Here is a 21,912-nt window from a genome sequence, read left to right on the forward strand (position 1 = left end):
AAAAGCTCCGTCCAAATAAAACCGATATGGTAATGTTGGGCTCGAACTGACACAAGGGAATTAAAGGAGATGTCATGTCATCCGTAGCATTGAATCAACCCGTGCCAGAGTTTCAGGCTGAGGCCACTGGCGATCAGACCGTTCGCCTGAGCGACCTGAAAGGCCGGAACATCGTTATTTATTTCTATCCGAAAGACAATACACCGGGCTGCACCACCGAGGGCCAGGACTTCCGGGACAGAATGGAGGCCTTCGCTGCCGAGGACACCGAGATTTTCGGCGTCTCGCGGGATGGCCTGAAAGCCCATGAAAACTTCCGGGCCAAACACGGGTTTCCGTTCCACCTGATTTCAGACAAGGACGAATCCCTGTGCAAGCTGTTCGACGTTATCAAGCTCAAGAAGCTTTATGGCAAGGAGCACCTTGGCATTGAACGCAGCACCTTCCTGATCGACAAGGAAGGCGTGCTGCGCAAGGAATGGCGCGGTGTCAAGGTCAAAGGCCACGCCGACGAGGTGCTGGAGGCCGTCAAGGCCCTGTAATACCCTATTCCGCGATGGCTGGTGGCGGAGGCGACTCCTTCACCGGCCAGGCGGCGAAGACCGCTTTCAGCATCGTCGCCAGCGGAATCGCAAAAAACACGCCCCACAAGCCCCAGATCCCGCCAAAGAACAGCACGGCGACAATAATCGCCACCGGGTGCAGGTTATTCACTTCCGAGAACAGTATCGGTACCAGGACATTGCCATCAAGCGCCTGAATAATGCCGTAGATCACCATGACCCAGATAAAATGGCTGCCCCAGCCGAACGCAAACAGGGCGATCACTGCCACCGGAATGGTGACCACCGCGGCACCAATGTAGGGAATCACCACACTCAGCCCCACCAACAGGGAGAGCAGTGCCGCATAGGGCATACCGAGGAACTTGAAGGCGACATAGGTGACGCCACCGACAATCAGAATTTCCACCGCCTTGCCGCGGACATAATTGGCGCACTGCAGGTTTACTTCATGCCAGATGCGAACCATCATCGGCCGCTGCGGAGGCAGCAGACGGGCGAAAGAGTTCACCAGAACCCGGCGGTCTTTCAGGAAGAAAAACACCAGGATAGGCACCAGAACCATGTAGATCAGCAAGGCCACAAGGTCCGGAATGCTGGACAGCGAGAAGGACACCAGCCATTGAGTCAGGTGCCCTACTTCCGCCGAGATCTGCTGATACATGGTGTTCACAGATTCGACTGAGACCAGATGGGGGTACTGCTCGGGCAGGACTTCAAGATAGGACTGGAGCTCCCTGATAATCCGGGGCGCTTCGCCGGCAAGGGTACTCAGCTGAGTCCAGATCAACGGCAACAGGCCGAAGATAAAACCCACCAGCACGCCCAGGAACACCACAAACACACCTATCACGGCGATCAGCTCAGGCACACCCATCCGGTTCAGTTTCGACACCAGGCCCTGCAGAATGAACGCCACAATCAGGGAAGCGATGGCTGGCGCCAGCATGGCCCCGAACCAGATGATAAAGACGGTGCCAGTCACCAGCAGCAAAAACAGGATGACGGCTTCTTCGTCTGAAAAATATTTGTGGGCTAGACCGCGTAGAATTCTGACCATGAATAACTCCGGAAATTAACCGCCGCACTTTATCACGAAACGATATTCCCCATTACTCTCCGATTGGCTGACAAGCGTATGGGCCGACAATGCCAGCCAGGCAGGTATGTCCCTCAGTGAGCCGGTATCCGTGGCAACAACCTCCAACTCCTCCCCGGGGGTCATGGAATTGAGTTCCAGCTTGGTCTTCAGCAGCGGCATGGGACAACGCAGGCCGCTGGTATCCAGGGTTCTGTCAGCCATAATCAGCATTTACCATTACGTTTCATACAGTAACCAGGCAGGCATTATGCCGCTGGTGTTACTCTATTGCATCACAAGAGTTGGTAATACTCCGGAGAACTTGCCGGCTGCCGCCTTGTCAAACGGGCAACATGAATTCGAGGCACTCTCAGACATATGAAGTACCAGCAAGAAGGCCAACACCGCTGCTCCTGGGCCCTGATCGTTTTTCTGGCCCTCACCATGGCGGTCATCAGCCCGGCCACACGCGCGCAGTCGTCAGACCTGCCAAGCATCGGTGGTAGCGGCGGCCTGATTTCCGGACAGATGGAAGCCGATATTGGCCAACAGGTTATGGCCTCCATTCGCCGCTCCGCCCCGCAACTGCAGGACCCACTGGTTTATGACTACCTGAGCGCGATTATCTATCGCCTGGTGCCATCTGCACCGCTGGACAACCGCGACCTGAAACTGGTTCTGATTGACAGCCCGGCCATCAACGCCTTCGCCGTACCCGGCGGTGTCGTGGGCGTGAATGGGGGCCTTTTCCTCAATGCGGCAACCGAACAACAGTTTGCCTCGGTCCTGGCCCACGAACTGGCCCACCTCAGCCAGCGCCACTTTGCCCGCAGAATGCAGCAACAGGAAACCAGCGCTCCGCTGACGCTGGCAGGCATGATCGCCGGCATCGTGCTATCTGCAGTTACCCAGTCAGACATTGGCATTGCCGCCATTGCCGGCACCCAGGCCATGGCGGTACAGAACATGCTGGCCTACAGCCGCTCTCACGAACAGGAAGCCGACCGGGTTGGCATGGACATCCTGGCCAGTGCCGGCATGGACCCGCGAGGCATGCCCGAGATGTTCGAAATCATGATGCGCCAGAACCGCCTGCAGGGGAATCGCCTGCCGGAATACCTTTCCACTCACCCCCTGACCCAGAACCGGGTTGCCGACACCCGCAACCGGGCCGAACAATACCCTGATACCCGGGTGCAGGATGGCCAGGAATACCACCTGGTGCGCAGTCGCCTGCAGGTGCACTACAGCGAATCCCCGGAAACGGCGATAGAAACCTTCGAGGCCTACCTGGCTCGGGAAGACGCCCAGCGCAACGATGCTATCCGCTATGGTCTGGCGGTGGCTTATCAGGAAAGCCGGCGCTACGAACAGGCCGAACAGTTAATGCGGGAATTACTGAAAGCCAACCCCGGGCGCATCACGTTCCAGGTATCACTGGCGGAGGTACTGATCAGCCAGAAACGGTATGAAGACGCCAGAGCGCTTATGCAGGAGGCACTGGCTCGCAATCCCGGCAACTATCCAATAACCTCCACGCTGGCGGCCATAGAGATTGCCGATGGTAACGGGGCCGCCGCTGCCGACTACCTGAGGGAACTGACTCGCCGCCTGCCCAGCCAGGAGCAGCTATGGTTGAGACTGGCCGAAGCCGAAGGTATGGCTCGGAATATTGTCGGGGTGCACCGGGCGAGAGCGGAATACGACGTACTGATGGGCGATCTGAAATCAGCACAGCGGCAATTGCGCCAGGCTCAAGAAAAACTGCCGGCCGGCTCCGCCGAACGTCAGGTGGTCAGCGAGCGCCTTGGAGAGCTGACCAACCGGCTTCAGGCGCGCGAAGCCGGTTAGGAATAACCACGGAACCTTCAGGCGTTGCCGGCAGCTTTGAGGTTCATGTTGGCGGTAAAGTCCAGCATGCGGCGCAGCGGGCGCAGCGCGTCTTCTCGCAGCGCGTCATCCACATGCACTTCCTGGTCGCCATGCTCGAGCACGTGCAGCAGATTCTCCAGACCGTTCATGGCCATCCAGGGACAATGGGCACAGCTTCGGCAGGTTGCGCCGTTGCCCGCGGTGGGCGCCTCAATCAACGTTTTGTTGGGCGCCAGCTGTTGCATCTTGTAGAAAATGCCGTTGTCGGTTGCAACGATAAACTCTTCGTTCGGAAGCGTTTGCACCGCGTGAATCAGTTGCGAGGTTGAACCGACCACATCCGCCATCTGTACCACCGCATCGGGTGACTCCGGGTGCACCAGGATTGCTGCATCCGGGTACAGAGCCTTGAGGTCTTCCAGGCCACGGTACTTGAATTCCTCGTGCACGATGCAGGAGCCGTCCCACAGCAGAACGTCTGCGCCTGTGGTTTTCTGTACATAGCCGCCCAGGTGTTTGTCTGGCGCCCACAGGATTTTTTCACCTTTGGCGTCCAGATGCTCAACAATGGCCTGGGCGCAACTGGAGGTGACCACCCAATCGGCCCGGGCTTTCACCGCAGCCGAGGTGTTGGCATAAACCACGACGGTGCGATCCGGGTGCTGATCACAGAACTCGGAGAACTCGTCTGCCGGGCAACCAACATCAAGCGAGCAAGTTGCCTCCAAAGTCGGCATCAGAACCTTTTTCTCCGGATTCAGAATCTTTGCCGTCTCTCCCATGAAACGAACGCCGGCAACGACAACGGTGGAGGCCGGGTGTTGGTTACCGAAGCGCGCCATTTCCAGGGAATCCGCCACACAACCACCGGTCTCTTCTGCCAGCCGCTGGATGTCCGGGTCGGTGTAATAATGCGCTACCAGAACGGCATCCTTCTCCTTCAGAGCCACCTTGATCCTGGCCTCGAGATCAGCTTTCTCTGAGGCGCTCAGGGGCTTGGGCTCCGCCTGATGGGCGAGATGTTCCTGAACCAGAATGCGGTCTTGCGCTTTAGTCATCACTTATTCTCTGATTGACGTTAACGGCCAGAGTATATCACTTCTGCCTTTGGTTTCATGATCCTGCAATGTGGGTATGCCAGGTTGCAGGATAGCGTCCGTCCTGTGGGTATAGGTGGGTTCTTGCAGGCAAAAAAAAAAGAGCCTTTCGGCTCTTTTTTCCGCAAACCCCGTAGTGACGGCTTGCCTTGTTGGTGGGTCGTGAAGGATTCGAACCTTCGACCAATTGGTTAAAAGCCAACTGCTCTACCAACTGAGCTAACGACCCCTAACTGGCTGTGCTGGCTTTTCATCCAGCGAACGCGTGGCACAAACCTCGCGCTCTGAATTTGGTGGGTCGTGAAGGATTCGAACCTTCGACCAATTGGTTAAAAGCCAACTGCTCTACCAACTGAGCTAACGACCCAAACGAGGCGCACATATTACTGATATTTTTTTGGTGATCAACCCCTTTTTTTCATGGTCGACCAACTTTTTTCAATGACCGATCAAGATCCGTGCAGGTTGACCAGATACCGATCAACCCTGGGCGGAATCCAGATACTTCTTCGCCAACTCTGCCGCTCCTGAATTCGGGTACTGCTCAACTACGGAGGTCATCCGGCGCCGAGCTTCATCTTTTTCGCCCAGACGATCCAGGGTCACCCCCAGCTTGTACACAGCGTCGGGTGCCTTGCGATGATCACTATAGCGCGTCGCAACAATGGTAAAAGCCTGACGGGCCTGCTCCAGCTGGGGTTTCGCCAGATAGACTTCACCAAGCCAGTAATAGGCATTAACGGTGAGGTCGCCCTCGGGATAGGTATCCACAAACTCGTACAGGCGCGTTATCGCCGTGTCGTAGTCTTTCTTGTTACGGATAAGGTCGATAATGTCGTTATAGGTTTTCTGCTCTTCCGGTTCCGGCGAGCGATACACCCGGGCAGGCGTCAGTCTTCCACTATCTGCTGAAGCCCCCGCTGCAGTCGGCTGCTGTGCAGCACTGGCCCCGGACTCGACGGCCTTGGACAGCTCCAGTATCCGCTGATCCAGATCCACATAGCGGTCCCTGCCCTGCTGTTGCAGGCGACTGATCTGGTGCTGCTGTTCTTCAACCTGGCCCCGCAGGTCTCTCACTTCGCGCTGCAGTTGCTGAATCATGTAGAACAGCTCTGCCGTGGCCTGGTTGTTGCCGGCCTTACGCTGGGCCTCGGAGCTGTTGTTCTGGAATGCGGGTGTGGACGACTGTGCATGGGTGACTCCCGCCAGGCCAAGGCCCAGCGGGATCAGCACGGCCGCCATGAGGTGTTTTCTCATGGATACGTCCGTCTAGGTCGGTTTTACTGGAATACCAGCTCTACGCGACGGTTCTGTGCCCAGGCACTTTCAGTGGAACCACGCACGGCCGGCTTCTCTTCACCATAGCTTACGGTTTCAATCTGGCCACGGGAAGCGCCGTTTACAATCAGGAAGCGCTGTACGGCGTTCGCGCGGCGCTCACCCAGAGCCAGGTTGTATTCCTTGGTACCACGCTCGTCAGCATGACCTTCCAGGCGTACCTGCTGACGCGGGTTGTCCGCCAGGTAGCGAGCGTGGGCAACCAGCACGTCACGGGCGTCCGGCTTGATTTCGGACGTATCGAAATCGAAGTAGAAGGTGGTAATGTCACGCAGGGCTTCCTGCTCGGCTTGCTCCTGAGCGGCCCGACGCTCGTCATCAGTCAGCTCGGAGGCGGAAACGCTGGAGCCATCCGCACCACCGTAAACGGTAGAACCGCCATCCTGATCAATCGCGGCCACGTCAGAACCGTAAGTACCCTCTTCCATGTTTTCACCGGTGGAGCTACAACCAGCAACCAGGCCGGCGGACAGGAGCATGGCAAACGCTTTTGCAGAGAAAGACATCTTCATCACGTTATTTCCTCTTTTCAGGTCTTCGTTGAATTAATTCAGTTCAGTGCATTTTCAGCGGGTAACCGGCCCCCAGGCCGGCTCCCGCACTTCGCCCTCAGAGGCCGGCAGGCTATACGCCGCGCCTCCGTCTGCGGATACCACGGTCAGTACGCCTTCCCCATTCTGACGGGTTGCGTAGATCAGCAACCTGCCATTGGGAGCCACACTGGGTGATTCATCGGAGCCGGTTCGGGTAATAACCGTCTCTTCGCCGGTCTCCAGGTTCGTTCTGGCAATATGGAAGGCACTGTCGCGCTGATGAACGTAATAGACATAGTCACCCGTGGGGCTCGGTCGCGGCCTGGCGTTGTAGCGACTGCCAAAGGTGATTCGACGCGGCTCAGCCCCCGGGCGTTCCATGTGATAGATCTGCGGCCCACCGGAGCGATCAGAGGTAAAGTAGATACCCCGGTCGGCATGGTCCCATGCGGCTTCGGTATCAATCGCCCAATGGTCTGTCAAACGCGTCAGATTGCGGCTGGCAAGGTCCATTCGGTAAATCTCGGCGTTACCGTCACGGGAAAGCGTCATCAACAGGGAACGGCCATCGGCCGACCAGGCCGGTGCCGAGTTCAGCCCCGGAAAGTCTGCGACCTTCTGGCGCTCACCGGTAGCCAGTTCGTGGACAAAAATCACCGGCTTGCCAGTCTCGAAGGAAACATAGGCCAGTTTCTTTCCATCCGGCGACCAGGCCGGTGACAGAATGGGCTCCCGGCTTTCCAGCCGGACTTTGGAGCGCTTACCATCCACATCGCTGACCTGAAGCCGGTAACGGGTCTGCTCGCCCTCACCAGACACGGTGATGTACGCCAGCTTGGTGGAGAATACACCGGGAGCTCCGGTAATAGCCTCATGCACCCGGTCACTGATGTGGTGGCCCAGAGATCGCAGGTTAGAGGCAGGAACTGCCGCCGTTTCACCAAGAATCCGCTTCTCCTGGTTAACATCAAACAACTCGTAGCGGGCCTGAATCCGATCACCATTGCGGGTCAGTTGCCCCACCAGCACATAGCGCTGACCCAGCAGACGCCAGTCCCGGAAATACACCTCGGAGCGTTCCGAGGGAAGGCTCAGCATTTTCGACGGCTCCAGAGGGCGGAACTCGCCACTCATGGTCAGATCCGCCTGCACGATGCTGCCTACCTTGTCTCCGGCCGGCATACTGCCACTCTCTGCAAATGGCACTACGGCAATCGGAATGGCCGACCCTGCGCCTTCGGTGATGCGGATCAACAATTCCGCCCGGGCGCTCAGGGATGCCGTCAAAAAAAGCACCAGGCAGGCAATAACCGGAGTCTTCAGAAAGCTACCAGAGCAACGGGATCTGCTTTTCATAAACATTATCAGCCTCAACGCGATTTCTGGCTCGGATTGAATTCAATAGTAAACTGGCGAAAATAGCGCTCAAACGTGTCACGATCATTAGGGATCGGATAGCGATTTAGATCTCGCACTGCGTTCAAGGCCGAATTATCAAAGGCAGTGTTGCCACTACTACTCGCCACTGTCACACCAGCTAACTCACCGGATGGCAGAAGCGTTATCTGCAACCTAACTGTCATATCCTTGGTCGCGGAAGATGGCATAAACCAAGCCTGAGTCAGCTTCTCCCGTATCAGTGCCTTATACTTCTCACTCTCGCTCAACATCTGTGCTTCTCTTGCACGTGCTGCCGCGGCTTCCTGCTGGCGGCGGGCTTCCGCTTCACGCTCCTGTCTGGCCTGATCCGCCAGTGCTTCCAGCTGCTGTTCACGCAGGCGCCTCTCAGCCTCAAGACGTTTCCGCTCCGCCTCTTTGCGAGCTTCCTCTTCGCGGCGCTGTCGTTCAGCCTCTTCTTTCTTTCGCTGTTCTTCCTGGCGGCGCTTTTCTTCCTCGGCCCGGCGTTTAGCTTCTTCTTGCCGCTTGCGCTCTTCCTCAGCTTTCTGCCGCTCCCGCTCTTTGGCTTCGGCTTCCGCTTTCTGGCGCGCCGCTTCACGCTCTCTGGCTTGCTTCTCTGCCAGCTCCTTTGCCTGCGCCTCTTGCTGACGACGCTCTTCTTCGCGCCTGCGAGCTTCTTCCTGAGCCTTCCGTTCCGCCTCCTGCCGGGCTTTTTCTTCAGCCTGACGCTGGCGTTCGGCTTCTTCCCGCTCGCGCGCCTGTGCCTGCTTGCGCTCCTGCTCTTTATCCGCCTCGTCCTGCTCTTCCACCACCGGTGTCGGCCTTGGTTCAGGACTGATCAGCCGGGCCGAAATACTTCTGGGCTCCGGTTCTGGTGGCGTATTCCACGACCACCCGGCCAGAGCAATACCGAACACCAGCAGGTGCAGCCCTACCGAGACCGCCACCGGCGATTTCAGAGGTGCTTTTCCGGTACTGACGATGTCCCGCTTGTGGCCCTTCAAAATGTCACCATCATCCAATTACTGATTATCATTGGGCGCGTCGGTAATCAGGCCAATCCCGGTGGCCCCGGCAGCCTGAAGCTCAGCCATCAGGCGCACCACCACACCGTAGTCCACGTACTCATCGCCCCGGACGAGCACTTCACCGTTGCTCCGTTGGGACAGAATCTTTGCCACCTGGTTGCGCACCTCGTCCAGCGCCATCGGCTCGCTGGCGTCGTCACCCACTTCCAGGTAGTAGGCGCCATTGCTATCGACAGACACGGTGATGGACTCCACGTCTTTGTCCTGCTGAATCGGATCGGAGGTTGTCTCCGGCAGATCCACCTTCACGCCCTGGGTGAGCATCGGTGCCGTCACCATGAAGATCACCAGAAGCACCAGCATCACATCGATGTAGGGGACTACGTTGATCTCAGACATCGGCTTGCGCCGTTGCTGAGGCATCATTCCCATACCTTTCATCTCGCTACACTCCTGTTACCGCCAGATGGCAACTTATGCTGCGGCCTGATCGCTGTTGTGGACCCGGCGATGCAGAATGCTGGAAAACTCTTCCGCAAAGGTTTCATAGTTCTTCAGCAAGGCGTCGGACATGGCCGAGAACCGGTTATAGGCAATGACCGCAGGGATGGCCGCGAACAGGCCCATGGCGGTGGCAATCAACGCCTCAGAGATACCCGGCGCCACCGTGGCCAGCGTGGCCTGCTGCACCTGCGCCAGACCGCGGAAGGAGTTCATGATGCCCCACACGGTACCGAACAGGCCAACGTAGGGACTGGTGGAACCGACCGTGGCCAGGAACGGCAGATGGGTTTCCAGGCGCTCTTGCTCCCGGGAAAAAGCCACGCGCATGGCCCTTTGGGTACCTTCCATCACGGCGTCGGCATCCCTGCTCTGCTGACGAAGGCGGGAGAACTCCTTGAACCCTGCCCGGAACACAGACTCCATACCGGAAAACGGCGTTGGCTCCGCACTCACTTCTTTGTAAAGCTGGCCCAGATCCATGCCGGACCAGAACCGGTCCTCAAATTCCAGCTGAGCCTGACGGGCTTTCCGGAAGACCTGCAGGCGCTGGAAAATCAGTGCCCAGGAGACGACCGATGCCAGCATCAGCAACAGCATGACCAACTGCACCAAAATCCCTGCATTCGCAATCAGATGCCAGACTGACAGTTCCGTTTCCACTGTTCACTCCCAAGTAGTTTTGTAAATCTTTCAACAAATTATACGAAATTCTTAAGAATTTCTTGCATATTTTCCGGAAGACGCCGGGGTTTGCCGGTATCCAGTGCAACACAGGCCACACGAACGTCTGCATCACACAGCAACTGCCGATCATCCGCGCGATACACGCATTGCCGAAAGCCCATCCAGACCCGGGATGCCGCTTTCAGCTCAGTCGTAACCAGCAACTGATCATCCAGCTTCGCGGGCATCCGGAAGTGCAGATTCATCTTTTGCACCACGTAGCTGATGTTGTGCTCCAGCCCCGCACGAAGCCCGACACCCTGGCTACGGACCCACTCCGTTCTGGCACGCTCCATGTAGTGCAGGTATTTGGCATGAAAAACAATGCCACCGGCATCTGTATCTTCTATGTAGACCCGAACCGGCAATTCAAAGCTGGCAGAGGGATCACTCAAACAGGTCGTCCTCCCGGCCGGATCTGGGCGGCACCACTCCGAAATGCTGGTAGGCATTCGACGTTACCATACGCCCTCTCGGTGTACGCACCATGTACCCCTGCTGAATCAAGAACGGCTCCAGTACGTCCTCAATGGTCCCCCGCTCCTCACTGATTGCGGCCGCCAGACTCTCCACACCCACCGGGCCACCATCAAATTTCTCGATCATGGCCAGCAACAGGCGACGGTCCATGTGGTCGAAGCCCTGGCTGTCCACCTTCAGCATGTTCAGTGCCTGGTCGGCAATATCCGCCGTGATATGGCCATTGGAGCGCACTTCCGCAAAATCCCTGACCCGGCGCAGCAGCCGGTTGGCAATCCTCGGGGTTCCCCGGGACCGGCGGGCAATCTCGAACGCCCCAGCCTCGTCGATTTCCACCGACGACAGCCGGGCCGAACGGGTAATAATATGGGTGAGGTCCTGGTGATTGTAGAACTCCAGGCGCTGGACAATGCCGAACCGGTCTCTCAGTGGCGACGTCAGCAGACCAGCACGAGTGGTTGCCCCCACCAGCGTAAACGGCGGCAGATCCAGCTTGATAGACCGTGCAGCCGGCCCTTCACCAATCATGATATCCAGCTGATAGTCTTCCATGGCCGGATAGAGCACTTCCTCCACCGCCGCACTCAAGCGATGGATCTCGTCGATAAACAGGACGTCACCTTCCTCGAGGTTGGTGAGCATGGCAGCCAGGTCTCCGGCCTTTTCCAGTACCGGGCCGGACGTCGTCTTGATCGAGACACCCATCTCATTGGCAATGATGTTGGCCAGAGTGGTTTTACCAAGCCCGGGAGGGCCGAAAATCAGCACATGATCCAGCGCTTCCTGGCGGCCCCGGGCAGCGGAGATAAAAATCTCCATCTGTTCGCGTACCGTAGGCTGGCCCACATACTCGGAAAGCAACGTCGGACGGATGGCCCGATCATGCACTTCCTCATATTCTCCGGCCTTGGCCGATATCAATCGGTCCGATTCAATCATGGCATTATCCGCTTGCTGGGAATAAACAACATGCCCGCTGGCTCACCCTGTAAGTCAGGTTGCACCAATTGTACAAAGGGGCGCTTGTGAGTCACGTTACGCTCTATACACATTGGTGTCATGGTTCTGTGGCCATAGCCGACACAAAAACGCCGGGTTGTTACCCGGCGGGAATCATATTCTTCAGGGCCAGACGTATCAGCGTTTCGCTGTTCATATCCGGGCCGGCCACCTTGCTGATCGCCTTGGCCGCCTCCTGGGGCTTGTAGCCAAGCGCAATCAATGCGGCCTCCGCCTCCTCACGTGGGTCAGGTCCAGCCTGACTCGCCATAGCCGCCCCGGCTCCAGTCGGCACATCGGGCTGAGACGGGACGAACTGCCCTTCCAGCTGCCCTATCCTGTCGGCCATTTCAATCAACAGCCTCTCGGCCGTTTTTTTGCCGACACCGGGCAGTTTCACCAGCGAATTCGCGTCCCGAGCCTCGACACAGCGGATGAATTGCTGAGCATCCAGGCCCGACAGAATGCCCACAGCAAGTTTGGGGCCAACACCGTTAACCTTGATCAGCAGCCGGAACAGATTTCGATCCAGACGGGAGGCAAAACCATAAAGGCTCTGGGCGTCTTCACGAACGGCGAAATGGGTATGAAGGGTTACTTCCTGCCCGGTCTCGGGCAGATGAAAAAACGTGGTGTAGGGAATGTCAATTTCGTAACCCAGGCCGGAACATTCCACCAGCGCCTGCCCGGGAGACTTTTCAATCAGCATTCCTCGGATTCGACCAATCAAACCGGCTCTCCTGTCGCGGCAAACCGCCGCTTATGGTTGGCGTACGCGGCCGCTTCTGACCTTACCTCCGGTCCTGGCCATACGTAATACACTCTGGTTCATATGGGCATGGCACAGGGCTATGGCCAGGGCATCGGCGGCATCCGCCTGTGGTTTTCGGGACAGTCCCAGAAGCGCCTGCACCATGTGCTGCACCTGGGATTTATCCGCTCCACCAGTACCCACCACCGCCTGCTTCACCTGCCGGGCAGAATACTCATGGACTGCCAGGCCGCTGTTGGCGGCACTGACGATTGCAGCTCCCCTTGCCTGACCGAGCTTCAGGGCCGAGTCCGGGTTGCGCGCCATGAACACCTGCTCAATAGCGAACTCCTCCGGGCGATATTCGCCAATCAGCACGGCGAGACTGTGGAAAATAGTCTGCAGCCTCTCCGCCATTGGCTTTTCACCTACTCGGATGCAGCCACTGTCGAGGTACTCAAGAAGCCGGCCTTCAGAACGAATAAGACCGTAGCCGGTGATGCGGGAGCCGGGGTCTACCCCCAGGATGATTGCCATCCGCCTGCCCTCGGAAGTGAGAGAGTCTGGCCGTGCCGGAGATGGCGCGCCACCTCCGGCATCGTGCCTTTATTACTCTTTATCTTCTGCCTTGTTGCCTTCAACGGCTTTAGCGGAACGGCGCAGACGAATATGCAGCTCCTTCAGCTGCTTCTCGTCTACCTCGCCCGGCGCCTGAGTCATCAGACAGGTGGCGCTCTGGGTTTTCGGGAAAGCGATGACGTCGCGGATTGACGAAGAACCGGTCATCAGCATCACTAGACGATCCAGACCAAAGGCCAGACCACCGTGAGGCGGGCAACCAAATTTCAGGGCATCCAGCAGGAAGCCAAACTTGGCACGAGCCTCTTCCTCTCCGATACCCAGGATACGGAACACCGCTTCCTGCATTTTCTCGTCGTGGATACGGATAGAACCACCGCCCAGCTCGGTACCATTGAGCACCATGTCATAGGCACGGGACAAGGCGTTCGCCGGGTCTGCTGCCAGATCTTCCGGACTGCAGGACGGCGCCGTGAACGGGTGGTGAATGGCGGTCAGATTGCCATCCGGCAGCTCCTCGAACATCGGGAAGTCTACAACCCACATTGGTGCCCACTCGCAGGTAAGCATGTTGAGGTCGTGTCCTACCTTGATACGCAGGGCGCCCAGCGCTTCATTCACGACGGTAGCCTTATCGGCGCCGAAGAAGACGATATCGCCATCTTCCGCACCTACGCGCTCCATGATGGCCAGCGCAACGTCGTCACCCAGGAATTTCACGATTGGCGACTGCAGGCCTTCGGCACCCTTGGCCAGTTCGTTTACCTTGATGTAGGCCAGGCCCTTGGCACCGTAGATACCAACAAACTTGGTGTAGTCATCAATCTGTTTACGGGTCAGCTCGGCACCCTTGGGCACGCGAAGGGCGGCGACACGGCCTTTCGGATCTTTGGCGGGACCAGCGAACACCTTGAAGTCCACGCTTTCCACCAGATCACCCACATCCTGAAGTTCCAGAGGGATACGAAGGTCCGGCTTGTCGCTGCCGTAACGCTGCATGGCTTCAGAATACGGCATGCGCGGAAACTCCGGCAGCTCAACATCCAGCACATCCTTGAACAGGGAACGAATCATTTCCTCGTTCAGGCCCATCAGGGTTTCTTCATCGATGAAAGAAGCCTCGATGTCCACCTGGGTAAACTCGGGCTGACGATCGGCACGCAGATCTTCATCGCGGAAACACTTGGCAATCTGGTAGTAGCGATCTACACCAGACACCATCAGCAACTGCTTGAACAGCTGCGGCGACTGTGGCAGAGCGAAGAAGGAACCTTCGTGGGTACGGCTCGGTACCAGGTAGTCACGGGCACCTTCCGGGGTGGCACGGGTCAAGATCGGGGTTTCCACATCCATGAATCCGCGGCTGTCCAGGAAGTTCCGGATGTAACTGGTCACACGGGAACGGAACCGCAGACGGTTGATCATCTCCGGGCGACGCAGATCTACGAAACGGTAGCGCAGGCGAACATCCTCGCCCACGTCGACGTGCTCATCCAGCGGGAACGGCGGGGTGGCGGCTGCGTTCAGAATGACCAGCTCTTTGCCCAACAGCTCGACCTGGCCAGTGGGCATGTTGTTGTTCTCGGTACCCGCGGGGCGACGACGAACGCGGCCGGTCACCTTGATAACAAATTCGCTGCGGACTTTCTCCGCCAGAGCAAAACTTTCAGGGGTGTCCGGATCGACCACAACCTGAGACATGCCATCCCGATCTCGCAGATCCAGAAAGATGACCCCACCGTGGTCACGGCGGCGGTGTACCCATCCGCAGAGTGTGACTTCCTGATCGATGTGAGATTCGTTAATCCCACCGCAATAATGGCTGCGCATATCGGTTCCCGTTCGTTCTGAATGTGTTCGCGTTGAATCAAAGAATTTGGGCGGCTATAGCCGAAAAGCCGCCCATTATAAACACAATGACTTTGAAAATCAGGCGTCCCGAAACAGAATTGACACCGGATATCCGGCAGCGGGATGACTATCAAAAAACCGGGGGCTAGAATGCATGGTTTGACCGGACCATGGAGTAAGACGTTGGCCACCCGAGCGGAACAGAAACTGAAAACCCGTCGAGCACTGATGGACGCTGCCCTCGCCCAACTGAGCGCAGATCGGGGCTTTGGCAGCCTGAGTTTGCGGGAAGTCGCCCGGGAGGCCGGCATTGCCCCCACATCCTTTTATCGGCACTTCGCCGAGCTGGACGAGCTTGGCCTGGCCCTGGTGGACGAAGGCGGCGTGGCCCTGCGGCAGCTGATGCGCCAGGCCCGTAAACGTATTGCCCGGGACGGCAGTGCGATTTCCACTTCGGTGGACACCTTCATGGAGTACCTGGGTAATAACGCCAACCTGTTCCGCCTGATGCTGAGGGAGCGCACCGGCGTATCCAAGCCTTTCCGGACGGCGGTGAAAGCAGAAATCGACCATTTCGTAACGGAGCTGGCCGACGATCTTGGCCGGTTTGCCGACGAACAGAACAAACCCCTGGCGGAAGCCAGGATTGTCGCCGAAGCCATGGTCACACTGGTCTTCAATCAAGGCGCCGAGGCGCTGGATGCAACCCCGGAAGAGCGAGAAGAACTCAAGCAGAAATTGAAAACCGAGCTGAGAATGATTCTGGTGGGTTCCCAGACCCTGGTCCAGTGGCAGCAGGGTCTGGATTGAGCTACTAAATCTTAGGCAAGTTGCTCAAGTAGCGGCTGCAGCTTTGCTTTCACACTGGCTAGCTGCTCTTCTGTGTAAGGTACAGGAGGCTGCTTGCCCCACACCGGGCCCGGCCAGGCCGGGTCGCCCTGATAGCGGACAATATGATGCAAGTGCAACTGGGGCACCATATTGCCCAGCGCTGCCACATTCATCTTGTCTCCCGCAAACAGATCCATCATCCCCTCACTCAGCACCGAGGACTCCGCCAGCAATTGTTGCTGCTGTTCGCTCGCCAACTGGTAGATTTCCCGGATGCCGGATACCCGGGGCACCAGAATGATCCAGGGCCAGGTGCTGTCGTTCATCAGCAAGATATCGCAAAGACGACTCTCTCCCAGCTTGTGGGTATCCGCCGCCAAACGCTCATGAAGCTGGAACATCAACACCCCTCCCCGGCCGTCAGACCGCTGAATGGAACTGGTTACGGCCGCGGCCAATGGCGTAGTAGATCAGGCCATGACGCTCCAGCATTTCCGGCTCGTACAGGTTGCGGCCGTCAAACACCACCGGCTCACTCAAGGTGGAGGCAATCACATCAAAGTCCGGTGAGCGGAACTCTTTCCACTCGGTGCAGATCACCAATACGTCAGCACCCTTCAACGCCTGTTCCTTGGTACCGCACAAAGTCAGTCCGTCGTGATCCCCGTAGATGCGCTGGGTTTCCTCCATGGCTTCCGGATCGAAAGCCTGCACCTTCGCACCAGCTTTCCAGAGATCTTCCATCAGGGTGCGGGAAGATGCTTCGCGCATGTCATCTGTGTTGGGCTTGAACGCCAGACCCCAGAGCGCCACGGTCTTGCCCTTCAGATCACCCTGAAAGTAGTGCGAGACCTTGTCGAACAGCACGTGCTTCTGGGCATAGTTGACGGCTTCTACGGCATTCAGCAGCTTGGATTCGTAATCACAGTCTCGGGCGGTGCGGGCCAGGGCCTGCACATCTTTCGGGAAGCAGGAACCGCCGTAACCGCAACCCGGGTAGATAAAGTGGTAACCGATACGCGGATCAGAACCGATACCCCGGCGCACTTCTTCAATATCCGCGCCCAGCCGCTCGGCCAGGTTTGCCACTTCGTTCATGAAGCTGATCTTGGTGGCCAGCATGGCATTGGCCGCGTACTTGGTCAGCTCAGCAGAACGGATGTCCATGAAGATCATGCGATCGTGGTTGCGGTTGAACGGGTAGTACACTTCCCGCAACAAATCCGCCGCCTTTTCGCTCTCGGTGCCGACCACAATCCTGTCCGGCTTCATGAAATCGTTGATGGCAGCACCTTCTTTCAGGAATTCCGGATTGGACACCACATCAAAATCCAGTTCCAACCCCCGCTTGTCCAGCTGGGCACGAACCGCCGCCTTTACCTTGTCGCCAGTCCCGACCGGTACGGTGGACTTGTCCACCACCACCTTGTAATCCTCCATGTGCTGCCCAATGGATTTCGCCACTGCCAGAACATACTGAAGGTCCGCAGAACCATCTTCATCCGGTGGCGTGCCAACGGCGATAAACTGAAGGGTACCGTGCTTGACCGCTTCCTCGGTGTCCGTGGTAAATGCCAGGCGACCAGCCTCAACGGTGTGCTTGACGATGTTGTCCAGGCCTGGCTCGTAAATAGGAATCTGGCCGTTCTTCAGTTTTTCGATCTTGCCCTGGTCCACATCCATGCACAGCACGTGGTGCCCGACATCCGCCAGACAGGCGCCAGTCACAAGGCCGACATAACCGGTTCCGAAAATCGTAATCTTCATGCAACTCTTCCTGAAAATTTAGAATAAAAACTGTCAGTGGCCTGCTTTCTTTTGCTGCCAGATCTTTTCCCAGGCCAGTGCGGTCCGCACAATGGTATTCAGGTCATCGAAATCCGGCTGCCAGCCCAGAACATTCTTGATCCGTGTGTTATCGGCCATCAGCGCAGCCGGGTCGCCGGCTCGGCGTCCGGTTTCCTGTACCAGGAAATCAACGCCGGACTCGGCTTTCACCACATCGATCACTTCACGCACGGTGAAACCACGGCCATAACCGCAATTGAGTACCTGGGACTCTCCACCTTTGGCCATATAATCCAGCGCCATAACATGGGCCTTGGCCAGATCTTCCACATGGATGTAGTCGCGGACACAGGTGCCGTCACGGGTCTCGTAGTCAGTGCCAAACACGCTCATGCCGTCTCTCTGCCCGGTCACGCACTCGCAGGCTACCTTGATCAGGTGCGTTGCCTCCGGCGTTGCCTGCCCCAACAAGCCGTCCGGGTTGGCGCCGGCCACATTGAAATAGCGAAGGATCACGTAATTCAGACTGCTGGCAGCGGCGAGGTCCATCATCATGCGCTCGCTCATCATTTTCGAGGCGCCGTAGGGGTTGATGGGAGCCAGCGGCAGGTCTTCCGTCAGTACGGTTTGCTCGGGCATACCGTAAACCGCTGCGGTGGAGGAAAACACCATGTAGGGAACCTGATAGTGCTCAACCATCTTGAGAAGATTCAGGGTGTTCCGGGTGTTGTTGCTGTAGTACTTGAGGGGGTTGGAAACGGATTCCGGTACCACGATATTGGCGGCAAAGTGCAGTACCGCCTCGAACTTATGCTGCGAAAAAACCGCACTGAGGGCTTGCTCATCGGCAAGGTCGCCCACCACCAACTCGCCGGCGGTCACGGCCCAGCGATAACCGGTAGACAGGTTATCAAAAACGACAATGTCATGACCTGCCGCCGCCAGCTGACGCACAACGTGACTGCCGATATATCCGGCACCGCCGGTAACAAGTACTTTCACGCAGAGTTACTCCTTCCCTGAATTCTGTTTACGCCGCCGCCGAATCTCTGCCCGCCGCCGGCTGAAAAAATCACTGATAACCTGGCCGCACTCGCCTTCCAGGACACTGCCTTCCGCTTCTACTTGCCAGTTAAGGTGGGCCTCGTCCAGCGTACGCCGGGCAGATTCTACCGCACCCGCTTTGGGCTCGCGGGCACCATAAACAAGGCGGCTGATTCGGCTGTGCACAATGGCGCCCACACACATGGTGCAAGGCTCAAGGGTGACGTATAAAGTTGCCCCGGTCAGCCGGTAGTTCCCCACCCTGGCGGAGGCATCCCGCAAAGCCCGAATCTCCGCGTGGGCTGTGGGATCACAACCGGTAATGGGCGCATTGTAACCCACGCCCAGCTCCTTACCATCACGGACAACAATCGCGCCAACGGGCACTTCGCCTATCGAGGCCGCCCGCTCCGCCAGCATCAGTGCACGGGCCATCCAGTATTGATCATTCTTTGGTGAATCCGACATAAATGCGGCTCTACTGATAGCGCCCTATACAACTACGATAGTGGCCAACCCCGAAAGCGCCACGAAAATACCATTATTCGCCGTCTTAACCAAGCGACGGCCCCGGGCGCACCCGCACTGAAAGAAGATTTTTTACTCAGACAACTGTCATACCGTTTTACCTTTCGGGGCCTATACTGACATACGTCATGTTTCAATCAGTGCAGTCCGTGCAAGACTTACAAGGACCTGAATCGCATCTGCAGCCGCAGATCCTTCAAGGAGAGAACATTATGAAAGCATTGGTATTTCACGGACCAGGAAAGCGTAGCTGGGAAGACAAGCCACAGCCTGCAATCGAGAAACCCACAGATGCCGTGGTGCGCATCACCCATACCACCATTTGCGGCACCGACCTGCACATCCTGAAAGGCGATGTGCCAGCGGTCACGAAAGGTCGCACTCTCGGCCACGAAGGCGTGGGAGTGGTCGAAGAAGTGGGTGACGGAGTAAGTAACATCAAGGTTGGCGACAAAGTGTTGATTTCCTGCGTCACCTCCTGCGGGCGTTGCGACTACTGTAAGCGCGGCATCTATGCCCACTGCCGGGACGGCGGCTGGATTCTGGGGCATTTGATCGATGGCACCCAGGCCGAGTATGTACGCATCCCCCATGCCGACAACAGCCTGTACCACCTGCCTTCAGGAATGGACCCAGCTGCCGCGGTGATGCTCAGCGACATCCTGCCCACAGGACACGAGATTGGCGCTCTCGCCGGCGAAGTCAAACTGGGGGACACAGTCGCCATCATCGGCGCCGGCCCCATCGGACTGGCCGCCGTAATGACCTCCCGCTTCTACTCACCGGCGCGTATCATCATGATTGATCCGGACGAGAACCGCCTGGCAATGGCCAGGATGCTGGGGGCCACAGACACCATCGCCCGAGACCCCATCGAAACCATCAAAGAACTGACCAACGGTGAGGGTGTAGACGTTGCCATGGAGGCGGTCGGCATACCTGAGACCTTCGATATCTGCCAGAGCATCATTCGCGCTGGCGGCAACATCGCGAACATCGGCGTACACGGCAAAAGCGTGGAATTCCGGCTGCAGGACCTGTGGATCAAAAACATCACGGTACGCACCGGCTTGGTGAGCACCAACACCATTCCGGTGCTGATGAAGGTCGTCGAGAGTGGCGATGTGAAGCCGGAGGACCTGGTCACACACCGCCTCAAGCTCAACGATATCGAAAAAGCCTACGACATCTTCAGCCAGGCGGCGAAGGAGAAAGCAGTCAAGATGTTGCTGACCGCCGAATGACGACCTGAAAACGAAAAAAGGCGGCAAGCATCCCTGCTTGCCGCCTTCCGGCTCTAGCCTGCCCGACTCATTCCCATTCAATGGTTGCGGGCGGCTTGGACGAAATATCGTAGGTCACCCGTGATACACCGGAAATCTCGTTGATAATCCGGTTGGATACGGTTTCCAGCAGTTCGTACGGGAGCCGCGCCCAGCGTGCGGTCATAAAGTCCACGGTTTCCACGGCACGGATCGCGATCACGTATTCGTAGCGGCGGGCATCACCCACTACACCCACGGATTTCACCGGCAGGAATACAGCAAACGCCTGACTGGTCTTATGGTACAGGTCAGCACGATGCAGTTCTTCCAGGAAGATCGCGTCGGCACGACGCAGAATGTCCGCATACTCTTTCTTGACCTCGCCGAGGATACGAACGCCCAGCCCAGGCCCCGGGAATGGATGGCGATACACCATGTCATATGGCAGGCCCAGCTCAAGGCCGATCCGGCGCACTTCGTCTTTAAACAGCTCACGCAGGGGCTCGACCAGCTTCATCTTCATGGTTTCCGGCAGGCCACCCACATTGTGATGGGACTTGATGACGTGAGCTTTACCGGTTTTGGACGCCGCAGATTCGATCACGTCCGGGTAAATTGTGCCCTGGGCCAGCCAGTTCACGTCTTTGATATTGGCCGCTTCGTCGTCGAACACGTCAATGAAAGTATTACCGATGATCTTGCGCTTCTGCTCCGGGTCGTTCACGCCCTTGAGCTTGGACAGGAACAGGTCTTCAGCGTCTACACGGATAACCTTAACGCCCATGTTACTGGCAAACATGTCCATCACCTGATCGCCTTCGTGCAGGCGCAGCAGGCCGTTGTCCACGAACACGCAGGTAAGCTGGTCACCGATGGCTTTATGCAACAACGCCGCCGTAACCGAAGAATCCACACCACCGGACAGGCCCAACAGCACCTTGTCGGAACCCACCTGCTCGCGAATCTGCCGAACGGCATCGTCGACGATCTTGGCCGGGGTCCACAGAGCCTCACAGCCGGAGATGGTCAGGACAAAGTGCTCGAGGATGCGCTTGCCCTGCAGGGTGTGAGTCACTTCCGGGTGGAACTGAACGCCGTACAGGTTGCGGCTCAGGTCCTGCATGGCAGCAATCGGCGCGCTCTCAGTGGAGGCCAACAGCTCGAAGCCTTCCGGCATGGCGACCACTTTGTCGCCGTGGCTCATCCAGACGTCCAGCAGGGAATCACCAGCCGGCGTCAGGTGGTCGGTAATGTCTGCCAGCAGCGGGCCCTTGGCACGAACCTTCACCTGGGCATAACCGAACTCCCGCTTCTCGGAACTGGCAACCCGACCGCCAAGCTGCTCTGCCATGGTCTGCATGCCGTAGCAGATACCCAGCACCGGAATACCACGATCGAACAGACCTTCCGGGGCACGCGGGCCACCGAGCTGGGTGACCGATTCCGGGCCGCCCGCCAGAATAATACCCTTGGGATTGAACTCGTTAAGTTCGTCATCGGTGATATCGAATGCCTTGATCTCGCAGTAAACCCCGATTTCACGAACGCGACGAGCGATCAACTGGGTGTACTGGGAACCGAAATCGAGAATCAGGATACGGTGGTCGTGAATGTTCTGGGCCATGGAGTCCTCGGGCTGTAAAGAAACAACGCGGCCCG

General features: G+C 57.6%; 23 protein-coding genes and 2 tRNA genes. 4 read left to right on the forward strand and 21 right to left on the reverse strand.

The annotated features are described in order from the left end of the window. The first annotated feature begins 74 nt into the window (after positions 1 to 74). Positions 75 to 542, forward strand: coding sequence for a peroxiredoxin (locus tag ACSSVV_RS01380; RefSeq protein ID WP_454105442.1), 468 nt, complete (start codon positions 75 to 77; stop codon positions 540 to 542). A 4-nt stretch (positions 543 to 546) separates the two neighbouring features. Here the strand turns inward: ACSSVV_RS01380 and ACSSVV_RS01385 are convergent, their stop codons facing one another. Together ACSSVV_RS01385 and ACSSVV_RS01390 are read right to left on the reverse strand one after the other, a co-directional pair. Beyond that, positions 547 to 1,623: an AI-2E family transporter gene (locus tag ACSSVV_RS01385; protein WP_023010422.1), complete on the reverse strand. Its 1,077-nt coding sequence runs from the start codon at positions 1,621 to 1,623 to the stop codon at positions 547 to 549. A gap of 15 nt (positions 1,624 to 1,638) precedes the next feature. Next, a complete protein-coding gene (locus ACSSVV_RS01390) occupies positions 1,639 to 1,866 on the reverse strand; it encodes a sulfurtransferase TusA family protein (RefSeq protein ID WP_454105443.1) in 228 nt (75 codons plus the stop codon). Between the two features lie 156 nt (positions 1,867 to 2,022). On the opposite strand from ACSSVV_RS01390, the gene ACSSVV_RS01395 reads away from it, so the two are divergent. After that, on the forward strand, positions 2,023 to 3,495 hold the full coding sequence (locus ACSSVV_RS01395; RefSeq protein WP_454105444.1) for a M48 family metalloprotease: 1,473 nt from the start codon (positions 2,023 to 2,025) through the stop codon (positions 3,493 to 3,495). Positions 3,496 to 3,512: 17 nt separating this feature from the next. Here ACSSVV_RS01395 and nadA read toward each other — a convergent pair whose 3' ends face one another. The 14 genes from nadA to aspS all read right to left on the reverse strand — a co-directional run bounded on the left by nadA (position 3,513) and on the right by aspS (position 14,776). Beyond that, on the reverse strand, positions 3,513 to 4,574 hold the full coding sequence (gene nadA, locus ACSSVV_RS01400; protein WP_121206718.1) for a quinolinate synthase NadA: 1,062 nt from the start codon (positions 4,572 to 4,574) through the stop codon (positions 3,513 to 3,515). 192 nt (positions 4,575 to 4,766) lie between these two features. Beyond that, positions 4,767 to 4,842, reverse strand: a tRNA-Lys gene (locus tag ACSSVV_RS01405). A gap of 62 nt (positions 4,843 to 4,904) precedes the next feature. Further along, a tRNA-Lys gene (locus ACSSVV_RS01410) sits at positions 4,905 to 4,980 on the reverse strand. 113 nt (positions 4,981 to 5,093) lie between these two features. Beyond that, positions 5,094 to 5,870, reverse strand: coding sequence for a tol-pal system protein YbgF (ybgF, locus tag ACSSVV_RS01415; RefSeq protein ID WP_454105445.1), 777 nt, complete (start codon positions 5,868 to 5,870; stop codon positions 5,094 to 5,096). A gap of 23 nt (positions 5,871 to 5,893) precedes the next feature. Continuing rightward, positions 5,894 to 6,463, reverse strand: a complete 570-nt coding sequence (gene pal / locus ACSSVV_RS01420; protein WP_206851811.1) for a peptidoglycan-associated lipoprotein Pal — start codon at positions 6,461 to 6,463, stop codon at positions 5,894 to 5,896. 54 nt (positions 6,464 to 6,517) lie between these two features. Then, on the reverse strand, positions 6,518 to 7,840 hold the full coding sequence (gene tolB / locus ACSSVV_RS01425) for a Tol-Pal system beta propeller repeat protein TolB (protein WP_454105446.1): 1,323 nt from the start codon (positions 7,838 to 7,840) through the stop codon (positions 6,518 to 6,520). Between the two features lie 14 nt (positions 7,841 to 7,854). Then, entirely contained in the window at positions 7,855 to 8,886 is a 1,032-nt protein-coding gene (tolA, locus tag ACSSVV_RS01430; RefSeq protein ID WP_454105447.1) for a cell envelope integrity protein TolA, read from the reverse strand. Positions 8,887 to 8,904: 18 nt separating this feature from the next. Beyond that, the gene (gene tolR, locus ACSSVV_RS01435) at positions 8,905 to 9,351 is read right to left on the reverse strand and encodes a protein TolR (RefSeq protein WP_011785184.1); all 447 of its coding nucleotides are present in this window, start codon (positions 9,349 to 9,351) and stop codon (positions 8,905 to 8,907) included. A gap of 33 nt (positions 9,352 to 9,384) precedes the next feature. After that, positions 9,385 to 10,074, reverse strand: coding sequence for a protein TolQ (tolQ, locus tag ACSSVV_RS01440; protein WP_011785185.1), 690 nt, complete (start codon positions 10,072 to 10,074; stop codon positions 9,385 to 9,387). 38 nt (positions 10,075 to 10,112) lie between these two features. Beyond that, positions 10,113 to 10,532: a tol-pal system-associated acyl-CoA thioesterase gene (gene ybgC / locus ACSSVV_RS01445; RefSeq protein ID WP_454105448.1), complete on the reverse strand. Its 420-nt coding sequence runs from the start codon at positions 10,530 to 10,532 to the stop codon at positions 10,113 to 10,115. Continuing rightward, entirely contained in the window at positions 10,525 to 11,556 is a 1,032-nt protein-coding gene (gene ruvB, locus ACSSVV_RS01450; RefSeq protein WP_011785187.1) for a Holliday junction branch migration DNA helicase RuvB, read from the reverse strand. The genes ybgC and ruvB overlap by 8 nt, the downstream gene beginning before the upstream one ends. Before the next feature lie 160 nt (positions 11,557 to 11,716). Further along, entirely contained in the window at positions 11,717 to 12,346 is a 630-nt protein-coding gene (ruvA, locus tag ACSSVV_RS01455) for a Holliday junction branch migration protein RuvA (RefSeq protein ID WP_014421260.1), read from the reverse strand. Positions 12,347 to 12,376: 30 nt separating this feature from the next. Beyond that, positions 12,377 to 12,904: a crossover junction endodeoxyribonuclease RuvC gene (ruvC, locus tag ACSSVV_RS01460; protein ID WP_011785189.1), complete on the reverse strand. Its 528-nt coding sequence runs from the start codon at positions 12,902 to 12,904 to the stop codon at positions 12,377 to 12,379. A gap of 72 nt (positions 12,905 to 12,976) precedes the next feature. After that, a complete protein-coding gene (gene aspS, locus ACSSVV_RS01465) occupies positions 12,977 to 14,776 on the reverse strand; it encodes an aspartate--tRNA ligase (protein WP_224848727.1) in 1,800 nt (599 codons plus the stop codon). Between the two features lie 204 nt (positions 14,777 to 14,980). Here aspS and fabR point away from each other — a divergent pair, with 204 nt between their 5' ends. After that, positions 14,981 to 15,607 (forward strand): HTH-type transcriptional repressor FabR, encoded by a 627-nt coding sequence (fabR, locus tag ACSSVV_RS01470; protein WP_023010016.1) that lies wholly within the window; start codon positions 14,981 to 14,983, stop codon positions 15,605 to 15,607. A gap of 11 nt (positions 15,608 to 15,618) precedes the next feature. Here the strand turns inward: fabR and ACSSVV_RS01475 are convergent, their stop codons facing one another. The 4 genes from ACSSVV_RS01475 to tadA are packed head-to-tail and all read right to left on the reverse strand — an operon-like array spanning position 15,619 to position 18,928. Then, positions 15,619 to 16,029 (reverse strand): HIT domain-containing protein, encoded by a 411-nt coding sequence (locus ACSSVV_RS01475; protein WP_454105449.1) that lies wholly within the window; start codon positions 16,027 to 16,029, stop codon positions 15,619 to 15,621. A gap of 19 nt (positions 16,030 to 16,048) precedes the next feature. Then, a complete protein-coding gene (locus tag ACSSVV_RS01480) occupies positions 16,049 to 17,395 on the reverse strand; it encodes a UDP-glucose dehydrogenase family protein (RefSeq protein WP_023010014.1) in 1,347 nt (448 codons plus the stop codon). A gap of 33 nt (positions 17,396 to 17,428) precedes the next feature. Next, positions 17,429 to 18,418, reverse strand: coding sequence for a UDP-glucose 4-epimerase GalE (galE, locus tag ACSSVV_RS01485; RefSeq protein ID WP_011785194.1), 990 nt, complete (start codon positions 18,416 to 18,418; stop codon positions 17,429 to 17,431). Between the two features lie 6 nt (positions 18,419 to 18,424). After that, the gene (gene tadA / locus ACSSVV_RS01490) at positions 18,425 to 18,928 is read right to left on the reverse strand and encodes a tRNA adenosine(34) deaminase TadA (protein ID WP_011785195.1); all 504 of its coding nucleotides are present in this window, start codon (positions 18,926 to 18,928) and stop codon (positions 18,425 to 18,427) included. A gap of 272 nt (positions 18,929 to 19,200) precedes the next feature. Between tadA and ACSSVV_RS01495 the strand changes: the two genes are divergently transcribed. Beyond that, positions 19,201 to 20,232 (forward strand): zinc-dependent alcohol dehydrogenase family protein, encoded by a 1,032-nt coding sequence (locus ACSSVV_RS01495; protein ID WP_011785196.1) that lies wholly within the window; start codon positions 19,201 to 19,203, stop codon positions 20,230 to 20,232. A 67-nt stretch (positions 20,233 to 20,299) separates the two neighbouring features. Here ACSSVV_RS01495 and guaA read toward each other — a convergent pair whose 3' ends face one another. Beyond that, positions 20,300 to 21,877, reverse strand: coding sequence for a glutamine-hydrolyzing GMP synthase (guaA, locus tag ACSSVV_RS01500; protein ID WP_454105450.1), 1,578 nt, complete (start codon positions 21,875 to 21,877; stop codon positions 20,300 to 20,302). Between the last annotated feature and the right edge of the window lie 35 nt (positions 21,878 to 21,912).

It is taken from the genome of Marinobacter sp. MBR-105 (assembly GCF_053628895.1).